The sequence below is a fragment of the Paucibacter hankyongi genome (assembly GCF_037482915.1).
Lineage (GTDB): Bacteria > Pseudomonadota > Gammaproteobacteria > Burkholderiales > Burkholderiaceae_C > Paucibacter_A > Paucibacter_A hankyongi.
This window is the reverse complement of record NZ_JBBHJX010000006.1, coordinates 141696-155298: the sequence shown is the minus strand read 5'-3', so window position 1 is coordinate 155298 and position 13603 is coordinate 141696. Positions and strand designations below refer to the sequence as shown.

Here is a 13603-nt window from a genome sequence, read left to right as displayed (position 1 = left end):
CCTATGCCGCCCTAATCGCTGGCCCGCTCGCCCACCACCACGCGGTTGCGGCCGCCCTGTTTGGCGGCATACAGCGCCTTGTCGGCACGGGTCTCAACCGACGCAATCGTGTCACCCGGCATATAGGCGGCCACGCCAAAGCTCGCGGTGCATTCACCGACATGGGGGAAGGCATGCGCCGCCACATGTCGGCATAGGTTTTCGGCCAGCTGGCGCGCACCGGCCAGCTCGGTATCCGGGCAAATGATCAAAAACTCCTCGCCCCCCCAGCGCCCGACCACATCGCTGCCCCTCACGCGTTGCTGCAACAACAGCGCCAGGCTGACCAAGACTTGATCGCCGACATGATGGCCATAGGTGTCGTTGACGCGTTTGAAGCGATCGATGTCGAGCAAGATCAAGGCAAAGCTGCGTGACTTGCGGCCGGCCGCGGCGAACTCCCGCTCCAGCACCCGATCGAGGAACAAACGGTTGTAGAGCTTGGTCAGCCGGTCAGTCACCGACAACTGCTCCAGCTCCTGGTTCTTCTCCAACAACTCCTGGGTACGCAGGCTGACGGTCTTTTCCAGATCCTCGTTCATGCGACTGAGTTCGCGCACATGGCGTTGCAACTCAGCATTCAAATGGTAGGTATTCAGCGCTGCGCTCACGGTCAGCAGCACATCTTCGTTATGCCAGGGCTTCTCTAAAAAGCGGAACAAGCGGGCTTCATTGATGGCGCGCTTCACACCCTCCAGATTGCTTTGCCCGGTCAGCATGATGGTCTGTGCATCGGGCATGCGCTGATGCACGCGCACCAGCAATTCATCGCCCTTCATGCCGGGCATGATGTAGTCGGCAATGATCAGGGCCAACTGCTGCCCTTCGCGCTCCATCTCGTCAATCAAATCCAGCGCCTCGGCGCCGCTTTCGGCAATCTCGATCAACTGCCCATGCTGCAGGTTCTTGCCGAGCAAGGAGCGCAGCGAGGTCAGCACTCCGCTGTCATCGTCGACGCACAAAATCACCTCATTGGCCATCTCGCGTTTCCTCCCCAAGTCTGTCCCAGGCTAACGACTCAACACCGGTTCGGCTGCGGCCGCAGATTGGCAAACTTCTCCAGGCCGGCGTCAATGCTGGCCAACAAGGCCTGCGCATCCCAGGGCTTGCCCAGCAGGCTATGCAGGCTGCCCTGTTGATGCAACCGCGCCAGCGCCTCATCGCTAACCTGGCCCGTCAACATCACCGTGACGACAAAAGGAAATCGCTGGCGCGCCCGAATCAAGAATTCGTCGCCCTTCATGCCCGGCATCTGAAAGTCCGAGATCACCACCAGGGGCACCAGGCCCTGACCACTGAGTTCGTCAAGAATCTCCAGCCCCTCTTCGGCGCTTTCGGCAATCTCGATCAAATGCTGCTTGCCATAGGCCTTGCGCAACTGGTCGCGCAGCGCATTCAGCACCATCAATTCGTCATCCACGCACAGCAATATGCCTTGCATCAACTCATCTCCCTCGAGTCATGGGGACCGACTGGACCTTCTATGGATGCTGTCGGTCGCGTGGGTCGATGCCGCATGGTGGACCCATCACGATATTACGTTCGAGCCGGCAATGCCGACACGAAGCGAAAACGGTCTTTTTCACAGAGGCCTCACAGGCCTGAGCCCAGCCTCGGCGCCTACCTCCCTGAGAACTGCCCCTCACCATCAGACGCTTACCGCATGGTGGCCAAGGGCAAATACACCGAAAAGCTCGTACCGACACCCACTTCGCTGTGCAACTCGATGCGTCCGCGGTGCTTCTCGACGATCTTCTTCACGATGTCCAGGCCCAAGCCACTGCCCTCGCCGACCGGCTTGGTGGTGAAGAAGGGGTCGAAGATGCGCCCGATCAGCTCCGGCGGAATGCCGCAGCCGCTGTCGCTGATGATGACGATGGCGTAATGCTCATCGCGCTCCAGACGGATCTGCAGCACGCCTTTGTATTGCATGGCCTGCAAGGCGTTGTGGATCAGATTGGTCCAGACTTGGTTGAGCTCATCCGGCAGGCAGGGAATGCGCGGCAGGTCTTGGTAGTGACGCACCAATTCGATGCCACCGCGCAGCTTGCTTTGGTAGATGGTCAGCACCGTCTCCAGGCCTTCGCGCAGATCGGCGTCCACCACTTCCTCGGCTTGGTCAAAGCGCGAATAGGACTTGAGCGCGAAGATGATTTTGGCCACCCGCTCGACCGCCAGATTGATGTTCTCGGTGTTGCTGGCAATGGTGGACATGCTGTGGGCTGTGTCCAAAATCAACTCCACCTGCGGATGGCGCAGCAGCGGCAGATAGTCGTCCAGACTATCCTGAGCGCGCAACTGCACCAGCAGGCCAGCCTTGTGGCGTGCCCCATCGATGCCCGCGGCCTCCAGGCTTTGACTCAAGCTGCGGGCGCGGGCGCGCTCCTCACTGGAACTGAGCAACTCATGCGGCTGGTTGATGCGGTTGATCAAGCCGACAAAGCGCTGCTGATCGGCCTCGTCGAGCAAATGCAGCACCGCCGGCAATTGCTCCAGCGTGTTGCGCAGCGCGTCGGCAATATTGCGCCCGCTGGACTTGACGGCCCCGATCGGCGTGTTGATCTCATGCGCAACGCCAGCCACCAGCTGACCCAGCGCCGCCATCTTTTCCGATTGGACGAGCTGACTCTGCGCCTGTTTCAGTTCCTCCAAGGCCCGCGCCGCCTGCCCCCGCGCTGCTTCGACGTTGGCGTAAGCCGAGGCGTTCGCCAAGGCGATTGCGGCATAGGCCGCCGTCGAACGCAGTATTTCCAACTCGCGTTGCTGAAAGTTCTGCCGCTGGTGGCTTTGGCAGATCACCACGCCAATGCGGCGCCCGTTCGCCACCAGCGGCCGCAGCAATGCGGACAACATCGGCGCCGAAGGCACGATGCCCTCCGGGGTGGGGGATTCGGCCGCCTCGTCGGCGATCATCAGTTCACGGTCCTCCAAGAAGGTGCGCACCGTCAGCCAGCGCGTGTCCGTCAACATAAAGCTCGAGGGTGGCGCCAGCACGCCGTCTTCCACGTAATAGATCAGGTCCAGCCGGTCGCCGCCGGCGGACAGCAGCGCAACGCCAAAAGAATCCAGGGGCAGCAGGTCGCGCAAATGGCGGTGCAAGGCGACGCAGATGGCGTACACATCGAGACTGGTGGTCAGCTCTTTGCCGATGTCACCGATCTGGCGCAGCACATCGGCCGATTGAGCCAGCGCTTGATTGGCGGTGGAAAGTTCGGCGGTGCGCTCCCGCACCGCATCGGCCAGGTGGTCGCGGTGATCGGCCAACTCCGTTTCATACCGCTGCTTTTGCTGCACATAGTCGCTCAAGCGATCCTGCAGGTGGTTCACCCCGCCGACCAACATGGCCAACTCGTCGCGGTTTTTAGACGAGCGATTGAGCAGCAGATGTTCGGTCTTTTCTTCGGGGCGCAACCGCCCCAGATGCATGGCGATGCGCCGCACATGCACCGTGACCGCGCGGCTGAACAAAAACATGATGAAGCCGGCCAGCAACAAGGACTGCAACAGCTGCGTCAACACAATGGCCTGCACCGAGGAACGCAGCGAGGCCCACAGCTCGCGCTCATCGCCAACCAAGGACAACTCCCCCAAGGGCTCGATCGGTGCACCCGGAAAGGCCTGATAGCTGAGCGGCAAGGTGCGCGACGGCGCGCGGCCGGGCCCTTCCCAGCCTGGACGGGTGAACTGCACCACTTCGGCGGGACGGTTGGTGGCCTTAATGCGGACCTCGATGTGTCCAATCGAGCGCACATTGCCGACGCTGCTCAGATGAGTTTGGATCGAGTCCCGGTCCATGTCCCAAACGGCCTTGCGCAGCGTGCTTTGGTAGACCTTTTCGATCAACTCCAGTTCGCTGGTCATGGTCGCCAGGCCGCTCTGCCAAGCAGACCAGGTATGGGCCGCCACCGCCGCCACGGTGAACAGCAGACAAAAAGCCAAGGTCGCCAAGACCATGCGGGCGCCCAAAGACTGGTTGTGGCGCGCTAAACGTTTGAACATCGGGGCTCCAGTTGCAGGGCAACTCAGGTCGAAGCGGCCTCGGCACCCTTGCGAGCCCCATGCCACTTGCTGCGTATCAGTTCGTACTGGCCGTTCCGCTTGATGGCCTCCAGGCCGCGCCGGAACATCTCGACCTGTTCGTCCGGGGTGGCAGGGCCGAAGGCCATATGAAAGGACACGCTCAGCTCGGGCAGTGGCAAGGCCTTGGCCAACAAACGATGGAAGTCCTGCCCGACCTGGCGGACCAAATGCCGCGCCATCACGTCGGGCGCGATCCAGAGATCGACCCGCCCTTGCCGGAGCTTCTCAAGATTGAGCTCATTGCGCGAGCCCGACTGCAGATGCCGACCACGGACGAAGCCGCGCTCTTCCAAAAACTGCTCGGCCACGTCGGCGTTCACGGTTGCCGTCTGCAGCTGCAAAGCGTCGGAAAGCTGGCCCAGCTTCAGGCCTCGGCTGGCCAGGGCAAACAAGCTGTAGTCGGCCTGGGTCAACACCCCCACCCACTTGAACAAATGCTCGCGCTGCTCGGTGCGCGCAATGGAATAAATCAAGACATCGCCGCTGTGCTGGGCCATGTCATAGGCGCGCGCCCATGGCAGCGTCTCGATCGGAACCTTGAGCTGCAACTCCTTCAAGACCGCCTGCACCAACTCCGTGCACAAGCCGGTGGGCACTCCGCGCTCCGTGTAGTTGAAGGGCGGCGCTTCTTCGCTGACGATGCGCAAGCCCGACCCGGCCCAGACTGGGCGGCCCAGGCAGGCCAGGCCAGCGAGCAGCAACTGACGTCGATCGCAGCGCATCAAAGCTTGGCCTTGCCACTGGCCTTGACCTTCTCGAAACCCCGCCGCACGCGCTCGACGGTTTCATCGGGCGTGCTCAGGCTGAAAGCGGCATACAAGGGTGAGGAAAGCTCGTCGAGACGATGGACACGCTCGACCTGGGCGCAGTCCACGCTCAGTTGCTTGCAATAGCTGTTGACATCGGTTTCAGTCATGACGACCAGATCGACACGCTGGCTCAGCAGCTGGCGGAAATTGTCGATAGATTGCGGCTCGACCAGCAGCTTGGTGAAGCCTTTGCGGCTCAAAAACTGATGCCGAAAGTCATCTCTGGACACGCCGATTTTGTAGGCCCGCGCATCACTGATTCGCTGCACTTGAATGTCAGGGCGCGACTTCAAACGGTAGAAATCGAACTCCAGGCGCAACAACTCACTCACCCATTTGAAGCGACTCTCGCGCTCAGGGGTGCGAGCGATCAAATAGATCAGTACATTGGGCTGCGTCAGGGCCAGGTCATAAGCGCGCGCCCAGGGGTAGAGCTTGATGTCGTAGGTCTCGACCCCGGAAGCGCTCATTACCCGCTCCAAAACCTCGGTGGCCGGCCCGGCCACCTTGCCGCCTTCGGCGTAGACATAGGGGCTAGTCTCGGTGACCAGATGGACGGCTGCGCCGGTATCGGATGCGCTGGATGACTGCGCCCAGGTGCATGCACAGACGCTTAGCAAGACCAGCGCCGCGCTTTGAAGCCAACTTACGGACATCACCTGCCCCCCTTGTCGTCAACTCGCCCTTGGCACGTCGATATGCCCAAGCAACCAAGGCCCGAGCCATCTTAGCGAAGTGGAAGCAAGGCGCAATGGCCTAGCTGGGGCAATGGGGTCAGGTTTTGCCTGGGGTAGGCAAACTGCGCTTACAAAGGCAGTTCGGTGTAGTAGCGCCCACCGTGGAAGATCAGCGGCTGCGCGCCTTCGCGCCAGCTGCAGGCTTCCACTTCGCCGACGAAGATGACATGGTCACCTTCCTCGTACTGGCTGCGGTTGGCGCATTCAAACACCGCCGCCACACCGTCCAAGACCGGCGCCCCGCCGGCGCCCTCATGCCACACGACGCCGGCAAAACGGTCGATATCGCGGGTGGCAAAACGCTGGGCCAATTCTTTTTGCTCGGCCGCCAAGATATTGATCGCGTAATGGGAGCCGCGGCTGAACACCGGCATTGAGCCGGCTCGTTGCGCCAGGCTCCACAAGACCAGCTGCGGATTCAGCGATACCGAATTGAATGAGTTGGCGGTCAGGCCGACCAAGCTACCGTCCGGCGCGCGCGCGGTGACGATGGTCACGCCGGTGGCAAACATGCCCAGGGCCGAGCGAAAGCGCTGGCTGTCCAAACCGGTTGGCGCAGAAATAGTGGGGGCGGTAGTTTTCGGCATGCGGCATTGTCAGTCAAAGCCAAAGCCGGCACAGGCTGCGGGGCAAAGATGGGCCGAGCGAAGTGGCTTTCATCATCTGGCCTCAGAATAGCAGTCAGCGAATTTTGTGCGCTCGTCCCTAGCCATGCCCCAAGACTTGTTTGAGTATCCCTGCGCCCAGTTGATAGACAGCACGGCCACCACACCCGGTGTCGGCTTTGGCGGTTTTAGCAGTTGCGGCTGCAACCTTGGCGCAGCCAAGCCGGCCGGATTCAAGCCGTCCCGCCGCCTGTTCACCGGCTTGCTTGGGGCTGCCGCCCTGACTCCCGCCTGGGCCCGTGAAGGCGTGGAGGTCGGCAAAAGCAGCATGCTGGCGCAATTCGTTTCGCCAGAAGGGATCGAGCGCAGCGGCGCCCAAAACTACGCGGCCATGATGCAAAAAGCGCAGCAACAAGGGGCGCTGGCACCGCCCAAACACCCGCAACTGATTCGCTTGCGCTCGATTGCCGAACGCATCATTCCGCAATCCTTTGGCTGGAACCCGCGCGCCCGGCAGTGGCGCTGGGAAGTCAATCTGATTGCCGATCCACAGCTGAATGCCTTTTGCATGCCGGGCGGCAAGATCGCCTTTTTCTACGGCATCTTGGAAAAGCTCAAGCTCAGCGATGATGAAGTAGCCACCATCATGGGCCACGAGGTCGCGCACGCCTTGCGCGAACATGCGCGTGAGCGCCTGGCCAAAACCAACGCCACCCGCCTCGGCGCCGGCGCGCTGTCCAGCCTGCTCGGCCTGGGCAATGTCGGCGACGCGGTCTTGAACATGGGCGGGCAATTGCTGACCCTGACCTTCAGCCGCGAGGATGAGAGCGAGGCCGATCTGGTGGGCATGGAACTGGCGGCTCGCGCCGGCTACGACCCGGAGGCCGGCATCAGTCTGTGGCAGAAGATGGGGGCGGCCTCCAAGGGGGCGCCGCCGCAATGGCTCTCCACCCACCCGGCCGGTAAGACGCGAATCCAGGACATCCAGGCCAATCTGCCCAAGGTGCAGGGGCTTTATGCCAAGGCCGAGAAGCCCACCCAACGCTTCGCGGTTGCACCGCCGCTACCCGTACGACGCAATAGTTAGGCCTTAAGCGCTAGTTAGTCGGGAGACGCCGACTTACCAGCGCGCCGGCAATGGCTTCAGGCGCTGGTAACGGCCGTTTGCGACCCGAATCAGATAGCCCCCCAGCTCCAGGTCTTTGACCAGCTTGGAGACCATTTCGCGCGAGCAGCCGAGTCGCTGCGCCATGGCTTGATGGGTCAGATGAATATCGGCGCCGTCCTCGGAGGAGGTTTCCAGCAGTGCGCGCAAACGGCCATACACATCGTTCAGCGCCAATTGCTTGGTCGACAAGGTGGCCGCGCGGGCTCGCCGGATCACCTTGGTCAAGAGCTCGAACGCAAACTCCGGGTGCTCGGCAATATGGGCGAGCAGACTGGTACGGGCCAGCATCACGCAGCGCGCGGCGTCCTCGGTGATGACGCTTGCGGAGCGCAACCCACCATCCAAACTCATCTCACCGACGTACTCGCCAACACCGTAAATCCCGTAGGTCACTTCGCGGCCTCTGGCGTCACAGCCGTAAACACGCAAGCTGCCGGACAAGACCAGGTACAGGCAATCGCCCTGCGAACCCTCTTCGATCAATACGGTGCCGCGGCGGTAACTGCGGGCGATGCCACGCTCAGCCAGCAGGCGCAGGTGGGGAGGCAAAGCGGCGAGGTCGGGGTCGGTCGCGAGAACCGTGACGGCTGTGTCGGTATCCATTCGTACGCAAATCGCCCCATAGGGCCACGGTCAAAGGCCGAATAGTACGAGAGCGTTTGTGACTCAGGGTGGTGTCAATGCGACGTTGCTTGGATTCCGCTCCATTCGCAGGGTTGAAATTAGGGGGGGCAGCTTGGCCAACTGGCGCAGCAACTCGGCAATGCTGTCGGCACCCGACTTGGCACGAATGCTCTGGATTTGGGTGCGCACGGTCGAAATGGCCACGCCTTGCTGCTCGGCCACATAACTCGGTCTCACACCGGCACTGAGCGCCTTCAACACCGCCGTTTCGGATGGGGTCAGCCCATGCTGCAGGGCGAACCATTGCGCCGCCAGTTCGCCGCAAAGCTCGCGCCGCTCCAGAATCAACAGCACGGCCGCCCGGGCCACGTCGCGATTCAAGGGAACGACCACCACATTGACGGCGGCTTCGCCCTCGCCAACCCGCAGCAAGCAGCGGCGCCCTTGCGCCTCGGCAGCCTGCATGGCCGCGGACAAGGGCGCCGCATCGTCGGGGTTGCGGCAGCGCAGCTGATTGCCGCTGAGTTGCAACGGATGCCCCTCACCCAACTCACGGCGCGCCAGCAAATTGCAATGCAAGACCCGGCCGGCGTGGTTCAGCAAGAGCACGCCGTAGTCCAATTCATCCAGCACCAGACTCATCCAATGCCGGCTGAGCGACTCAGCTTGGCGTCGTTCAGTCTGGCCAGCTTGAGTCACCATGTCCTCGCCGGGCGAAAGAGCAGAGGGCCGCATACGCTGTCTCCTTGCCGCGCGTTGAAAGCGCGCATTGGCGAAGGGTAGACAAAGCCGTCGCCGATGGGCCGTGAATCCTGGGCGCTCGCCCTGTGAACAATTCACCGCACAGCGCGGCCAAAATGGAAAAGGCCCTGCACAGCAGGGCCTTTCGGGCAGAGCGAGCCGAGAAGCGGCTCAGCGCTCAGTGCACGCCGTGCATTTTCTTCTTCATCCAAGGCGACAAGGCCATCAGCACCAGGCCGGCAGCGGCCGGGATGATGGTGAAGATCAGGAAGAAGGTGGACATCGAATAGGTCGAGGAGATGTAGTCGATATAGGCCCCGGTCTTGCCCGCGATGAAGTTGGCAATGGCCGTGTTCAAGAACCAGACGCCGAACATCAGTCCCAGCAAACGCGCCGGCGCCAGCTTGGAGATGTAGGACAGGCCCACTGGCGACACGCACAGCTCACCCATGGTGTGCAGCAGATAGGCCAAGCACAGGAAGAGCATGCTGACTTGGGCGGTCTTGGCGCCCGAAGGAATGCCGGCAGCGCCGAAGGCCAGGGCAGCAAATCCCAGGCCCAGCAGCACCAGGCCAACGCCGAATTTGACCGGTCCGCTCGGGTTCCAGTGCTTGTCCCACATCTTGGAGAAAGCAGGCGCCAGGATCACGATGAAGAAGGAGTTCAGCACGCCGAACCAGGTGGCCGGCACTTCGCTTTGGTCCATCGCGAATTCACGGCCCAGCATCCAGACCACCAAGCCCCAGATCAGGGCGAAGGCCAGCACCAAGAGCAGATTGCCCAGCCATTGGCTCTTGCCGGTGGCCAGGTGCAACTGCAGCAGCAGCCAGGTCAGCACGGCCGCCGGGATCACCGTCATCAGCGTGTTGACGATCTTGAAGACCAAGCCGCTGGTGCCGACCAGGGTGCGGTCGGTGTAGTCGGCCGCGAAGATGGTCATGGAACCACCGGCCTGCTCGAAGGCGAACCAGAAGAAGATGGTAAAGAAGGCAAACACAAAGACGGCCTTCAGGCGATCGGCCACCACATTGGCGGGCGTGTCGTCGACGGCCTTGGCGGCGGCTGTTTTCTCCTTGCTCGGCGCTGCGCCGATGTCGCCAAACACCGACTGGCTGAAGAAGAACTGCAGGGCGCCAAGAATCATGAACACGCCGGCCAGTCCAAAGCCGAGGTTCCATGAAATCTTTTCACCGATATAGCCGCACAGCGAGATGCCAAAAAACGCACCGGCGTTCACGCCCATATAGAACAGGGTGTAGCCGCCGTCACGCGCGCCTTCGTTGTCCTTGTTGTAGAGCTGGCCGACGATGGCGGAGATGTTCGGTTTGAACAAGCCGGTGCCGGCGATCACCAAGGCCAGGCCCAAGTAGAAGGAAGGGATGGTCTCCATGAACAGCGAGATATGACCCGCTGCGATGACGAAACCGCCCAGCAGCACGGCTCGCCGTGTACCCAAGAAACGGTCAGCGATATAGCCACCGAGAATGGGGGTGAAGTACACCAGCATGGTGTACCAGCCATACAGCGATGTGGCCTCGGCTCGGCTCCAGCCCCAGCCGCCCTTGGCGGTTTCCGAGATCAGGAAGAGCACCAGCAGGGCGCGCATGCCGTAGTAAGAAAAGCGTTCCCACATCTCTGTGAAGAACAGGACAAACAGGCTGTTCGGGTGGCCGAGGATGGTGTTGGAACCCGCAGTTTGAATTTTGTTCAAACGACTCTCCGTGATCTGACTTGTTGGTTGAATGCCCTTGCGCCTTGCTTCCCTCAAGCCCGCCACAAAGGACAAGCCGCCAAGAGCGGTACTCCGGCGGCTGCGGGCCGTATTGTCACCGGGCAGCCCCCCCAAGCTTGTTCGGGTTCCCACCAGTGCCATTCGAACCGACGGGTGCCATTCGTCATGCCCTGATGGGGAGGGTTATGCTTAAAACAACTACTCCCAAGGCCACCACAAAGGATCTGCCCCTTGCGCATCGGAGCTCTCAGTCGCGCCACCGGCGTCGACATCGAAACCATCCGCTTTTACGAAAAGAGCGGCTTGTTGCCCGGCCCTTCGCGCAGCGACAACGGCTATCGCGACTATGCCCAATCGCACCTGGAGCGGCTCGCCTTCATCCGCCACTGTCGCGCGCTCGACATCTCGCTGGCCGACATTGGCCAGTTGCTGGCCAGCCTGAACAGCCGCGATAGCGCCCAATTGGCCGCTGTCGACGGGTTGGTTGAGGCTCAACTGGCACGCGTGCGAGCCCGCCTGGCCAGCATGCGCGCCCTTGAGCAACAACTGGAAGCCTTGAAAGCCCGCTGCGACGGTCAACATGCGCATCACGAAGGCCAGGGCTGCGGCATCCTGGCCGAGCTGGTTGCGGCCGCGCATGGTGAGGCCTGCGCCTGCCACGAGCATGCCGCGCCGGCCGCGGTGAAGTCGGCCGCGCCTTGATGGCCAGCGTTGCAACGCACCGCCCATGCCGCAAGGGTCAGGGCCGCTACACGGCGGCGGCTTCGTAGCCCGCCAAGCCATAGTCGTGTCAGGCCTTTTTGAAACCCTGAGCTTGACTCTGGTGTCACTACAGGCTTTCCAATGCAGGCATCGATGCAAGGAAAGCCCGCTCACCATGTCCGCCCACTGCTGTAATCACGACACCCCCGCCGTCTCCACCATCCAGAACCTGCCGCGTTATCGCCGCGCGCTTTGGATCGCCCTGGGGCTGAACCTCGCCATGTTTGTGGTGGAGGTGCTGGCCGGTGGGCAAAGCGGCTCGCTGTCTTTGCTGGCCGATGCGGTGGACTTTGCGGGCGACGCCATCAATTACGGCGTTTCGCTGGCGGTCTTGTCGGCGGCGCTGGTTTGGCGCGCCCGCGCTGCGCTGTTCAAGGCAGCCTGCATGTTGGGCATGGGCGGCTTTGTCTTGGCCAAGGCCTTGTTGAATCTGAAGACCGGCGCTCCGCCCGAGGCCGCCACCATGGGCGTGGTCGCGGTCCTGGCGCTGAGCGCCAATCTGTTGGCCGCTTGGGTGCTGTACGCCTTCCGCGAGGGCGACGCCAATATGCGCAGCGTTTGGTTGTGCACCCGCAATGACGCCATCGGCAATATCGCGGTGATGGCTGCTGCACTCGGCGTCTTCGGCACCGGCAGCGCCTGGCCCGACCTGCTGGTGGCCGCCATCATGGCCAGCCTGGCCCTGCGCGGCGGCTGGCAGATTCTGAAGCAGGCTCGGGGCGAACTGCAGGGTGGAGCGCCAGTTGCGGCTCACGGCCATGATCACGACCACGGGCATTCTCATTAAGCCAGCATGCGCGCCCTGGAATTGAAGCTGCCCCCGCTTCTGGTGCTGCTGCTCTGCGCCGGCTTGGCGCTAGGCCTGGCCACAGCTTTGCCGGCCGCGCGATTCAGTTTTGCCGGCCAAGGCCTGGCGGCCGGCGCCTTGGCCCTGCTGGGCCTCGGTGTTGCGCTGGCCGGGGTCTGGGCCTTCCGCCAAGCCAAGACGACGGTGAACCCGCTGCAGCCGGAGCGCGCCAGCGCAGTGGTCAGCTCCGGCGTGTACCGCCTGAGTCGCAACCCCATGTATCTGGGCATGGCCTTGTTGCTGGCTGCGCTGCTGCTCGCCCTGGGCTCGCTGGCGGCGCTGCTCTGCTTGCCAGCCTTCTGCGCCTACCTCACGCAGTTTCAGATCAAGCCCGAAGAGCGCGCCCTGCGCCTCGGCCTGGGCGCCCCTTTTGAAGCCTATCTGCGCCGCACCCGCCGTTGGCTCTGAACCGGAGTGGCCACGGGTCCGCAGGGCCAAACGGAGCCCAGGGAAACCCCAATAAAGCACTGATATATTAAACATATACTCAATTTTGGTGCCAATCTGAAACGCCTCATGAGGTCGGGTCGGAATTGCAGAGTCGGCGACCCCAGCCTCTGCAACGGTCACCCCAAGCGTCACACGCAGACGCTGTTCTTGACCCGCCTTGTCCCTTCCCCTGCCCCAAGGATTGAAGAAGAAAAAAGTCGCCATGCAAACCGATGCCCTGCGCCTGTGCGAGCTGAGCGTGGTCGAGGCCTTGTTCGACCCGCTGCCCGATGTGGTGTTTTTCGTCAAAGACCGCGACGGCCGCTACTTGCGCGTCAACCAGACCCTGGTGCGGCGCAGTGCACAGCGCTCCAAGCAGGCGCTACTCGGGCGCACCTCCAAAGAGATTTTTCCCGGCGCCATGGGCGAAGCCTTTTGGGCGCAAGACCGCAGCGTCATCAGCAGCGGCGCAGCCATGCAGCGCCACCTGGAGCTGCACCTCTATGCCGACGGCGGCGCCGGCTGGTGCCTGACCCACAAACTACCGCTGCGCGACGAGCCCCAAGGCAAACAGCCCGGCGCGGTGCTCGGCGTGGCCGGTATCTCGCGCGACCTGGGGCGACCCGACCAGAGCCACCCGGTCTATGGCCAGATCGCCGAACTGGCCGAGCAGATTCGGCGTCACTTTGACCAGCCGCTGCATCTGGGCGACTGGGCGCGCGCGGCCGGGCTGACGCTGGACCGGGTCGAGCATCTGTTCCAGCGCATCTTCCACCTCAGCCCACGCGAGATGCTGCTGCAAGCACGCCTGGACGCGGCGCGCCGCCTTTTGGTGGAAGCGCCCGATATGAGCGTGGCGGCCATTGCCATGCAATGCGGCTACAGCGACCAAAGCGCCTTCACCCGCCAGTTCAAGGCCACCACCAGCCTAACGCCTTCGCAGTACCGGCGCATTCAGCAAGGCAGTCAGCAAGACCTTGCGCCCAGCGACGAACACTGGCGCGCCGCTGCCTGATGGATCCTTTTGTCA

14 protein-coding genes are annotated in these 13603 nt (G+C 62.4%); 5 read left to right on the top strand and 9 right to left on the bottom strand.

Annotated features, from left to right (window positions below):
- Nucleotides 1-11: 11 nt before the first annotated feature.
- The 6 genes from WG899_RS11585 to WG899_RS11560 all read right to left on the bottom strand — a co-directional run bounded on the left by WG899_RS11585 (nt 12) and on the right by WG899_RS11560 (nt 6252).
- Nucleotides 12-1037 (bottom strand): GGDEF domain-containing response regulator, encoded by a 1026-nt coding sequence (locus WG899_RS11585; RefSeq protein WP_339595804.1) that lies wholly within the window; start codon nt 1035-1037, stop codon nt 12-14.
- A 20-nt stretch (nt 1038-1057) separates the two neighbouring features.
- Nucleotides 1058-1480 (bottom strand): response regulator, encoded by a 423-nt coding sequence (locus WG899_RS11580; protein WP_339595803.1) that lies wholly within the window; start codon nt 1478-1480, stop codon nt 1058-1060.
- A 215-nt stretch (nt 1481-1695) separates the two neighbouring features.
- Complete coding sequence (locus tag WG899_RS11575) at nt 1696-4038, bottom strand: ATP-binding protein (protein WP_339595802.1); 2343 nt, start codon at nt 4036-4038, stop codon at nt 1696-1698.
- A 23-nt stretch (nt 4039-4061) separates the two neighbouring features.
- Entirely contained in the window at nt 4062-4841 is a 780-nt protein-coding gene (locus tag WG899_RS11570; protein WP_339595801.1) for a substrate-binding periplasmic protein, read from the bottom strand.
- Entirely contained in the window at nt 4841-5584 is a 744-nt protein-coding gene (locus WG899_RS11565; protein ID WP_339595800.1) for a substrate-binding periplasmic protein, read from the bottom strand. The genes WG899_RS11570 and WG899_RS11565 overlap by 1 nt, the downstream gene beginning before the upstream one ends.
- A 149-nt stretch (nt 5585-5733) precedes the next feature.
- The gene (locus tag WG899_RS11560) at nt 5734-6252 is read right to left on the bottom strand and encodes a flavin reductase family protein (RefSeq protein ID WP_339595799.1); all 519 of its coding nucleotides are present in this window, start codon (nt 6250-6252) and stop codon (nt 5734-5736) included.
- A 124-nt stretch (nt 6253-6376) separates the two neighbouring features.
- Between WG899_RS11560 and WG899_RS11555 the strand changes: the two genes are divergently transcribed.
- A complete protein-coding gene (locus WG899_RS11555) occupies nt 6377-7357 on the top strand; it encodes a M48 family metallopeptidase (protein WP_339595798.1) in 981 nt (326 codons plus the stop codon).
- Between the two features lie 33 nt (nt 7358-7390).
- On the opposite strand, the gene WG899_RS11550 is transcribed toward WG899_RS11555, so the two are convergent.
- The 3 genes from WG899_RS11550 to WG899_RS11540 form a co-directional block, all read right to left on the bottom strand.
- Nucleotides 7391-8041 (bottom strand): Crp/Fnr family transcriptional regulator, encoded by a 651-nt coding sequence (locus WG899_RS11550; protein WP_339595797.1) that lies wholly within the window; start codon nt 8039-8041, stop codon nt 7391-7393.
- A gap of 63 nt (nt 8042-8104) precedes the next feature.
- Nucleotides 8105-8797 carry a helix-turn-helix transcriptional regulator gene (locus tag WG899_RS11545; RefSeq protein ID WP_339595796.1) on the bottom strand — a complete coding sequence of 231 codons (693 nt, stop codon included), beginning with the start codon at nt 8795-8797 and terminating at the stop codon, nt 8105-8107.
- A 184-nt stretch (nt 8798-8981) separates the two neighbouring features.
- Nucleotides 8982-10514 carry a peptide MFS transporter gene (locus tag WG899_RS11540; protein WP_339595795.1) on the bottom strand — a complete coding sequence of 511 codons (1533 nt, stop codon included), beginning with the start codon at nt 10512-10514 and terminating at the stop codon, nt 8982-8984.
- A gap of 252 nt (nt 10515-10766) precedes the next feature.
- Here WG899_RS11540 and WG899_RS11535 point away from each other — a divergent pair, with 252 nt between their 5' ends.
- The 4 genes from WG899_RS11535 to WG899_RS11520 all read left to right on the top strand — a co-directional run bounded on the left by WG899_RS11535 (nt 10767) and on the right by WG899_RS11520 (nt 13588).
- The gene (locus WG899_RS11535) at nt 10767-11237 is read left to right on the top strand and encodes a Cd(II)/Pb(II)-responsive transcriptional regulator (RefSeq protein ID WP_339595794.1); all 471 of its coding nucleotides are present in this window, start codon (nt 10767-10769) and stop codon (nt 11235-11237) included.
- A 175-nt stretch (nt 11238-11412) separates the two neighbouring features.
- A complete protein-coding gene (locus tag WG899_RS11530) occupies nt 11413-12084 on the top strand; it encodes a cation diffusion facilitator family transporter (protein WP_339595793.1) in 672 nt (223 codons plus the stop codon).
- A gap of 6 nt (nt 12085-12090) precedes the next feature.
- Entirely contained in the window at nt 12091-12552 is a 462-nt protein-coding gene (locus WG899_RS11525; protein WP_339595792.1) for a methyltransferase family protein, read from the top strand.
- A 244-nt stretch (nt 12553-12796) separates the two neighbouring features.
- A complete protein-coding gene (locus tag WG899_RS11520; RefSeq protein WP_339595791.1) occupies nt 12797-13588 on the top strand; it encodes a helix-turn-helix domain-containing protein in 792 nt (263 codons plus the stop codon).
- Nucleotides 13589-13603: the final 15 nt, after the last annotated feature.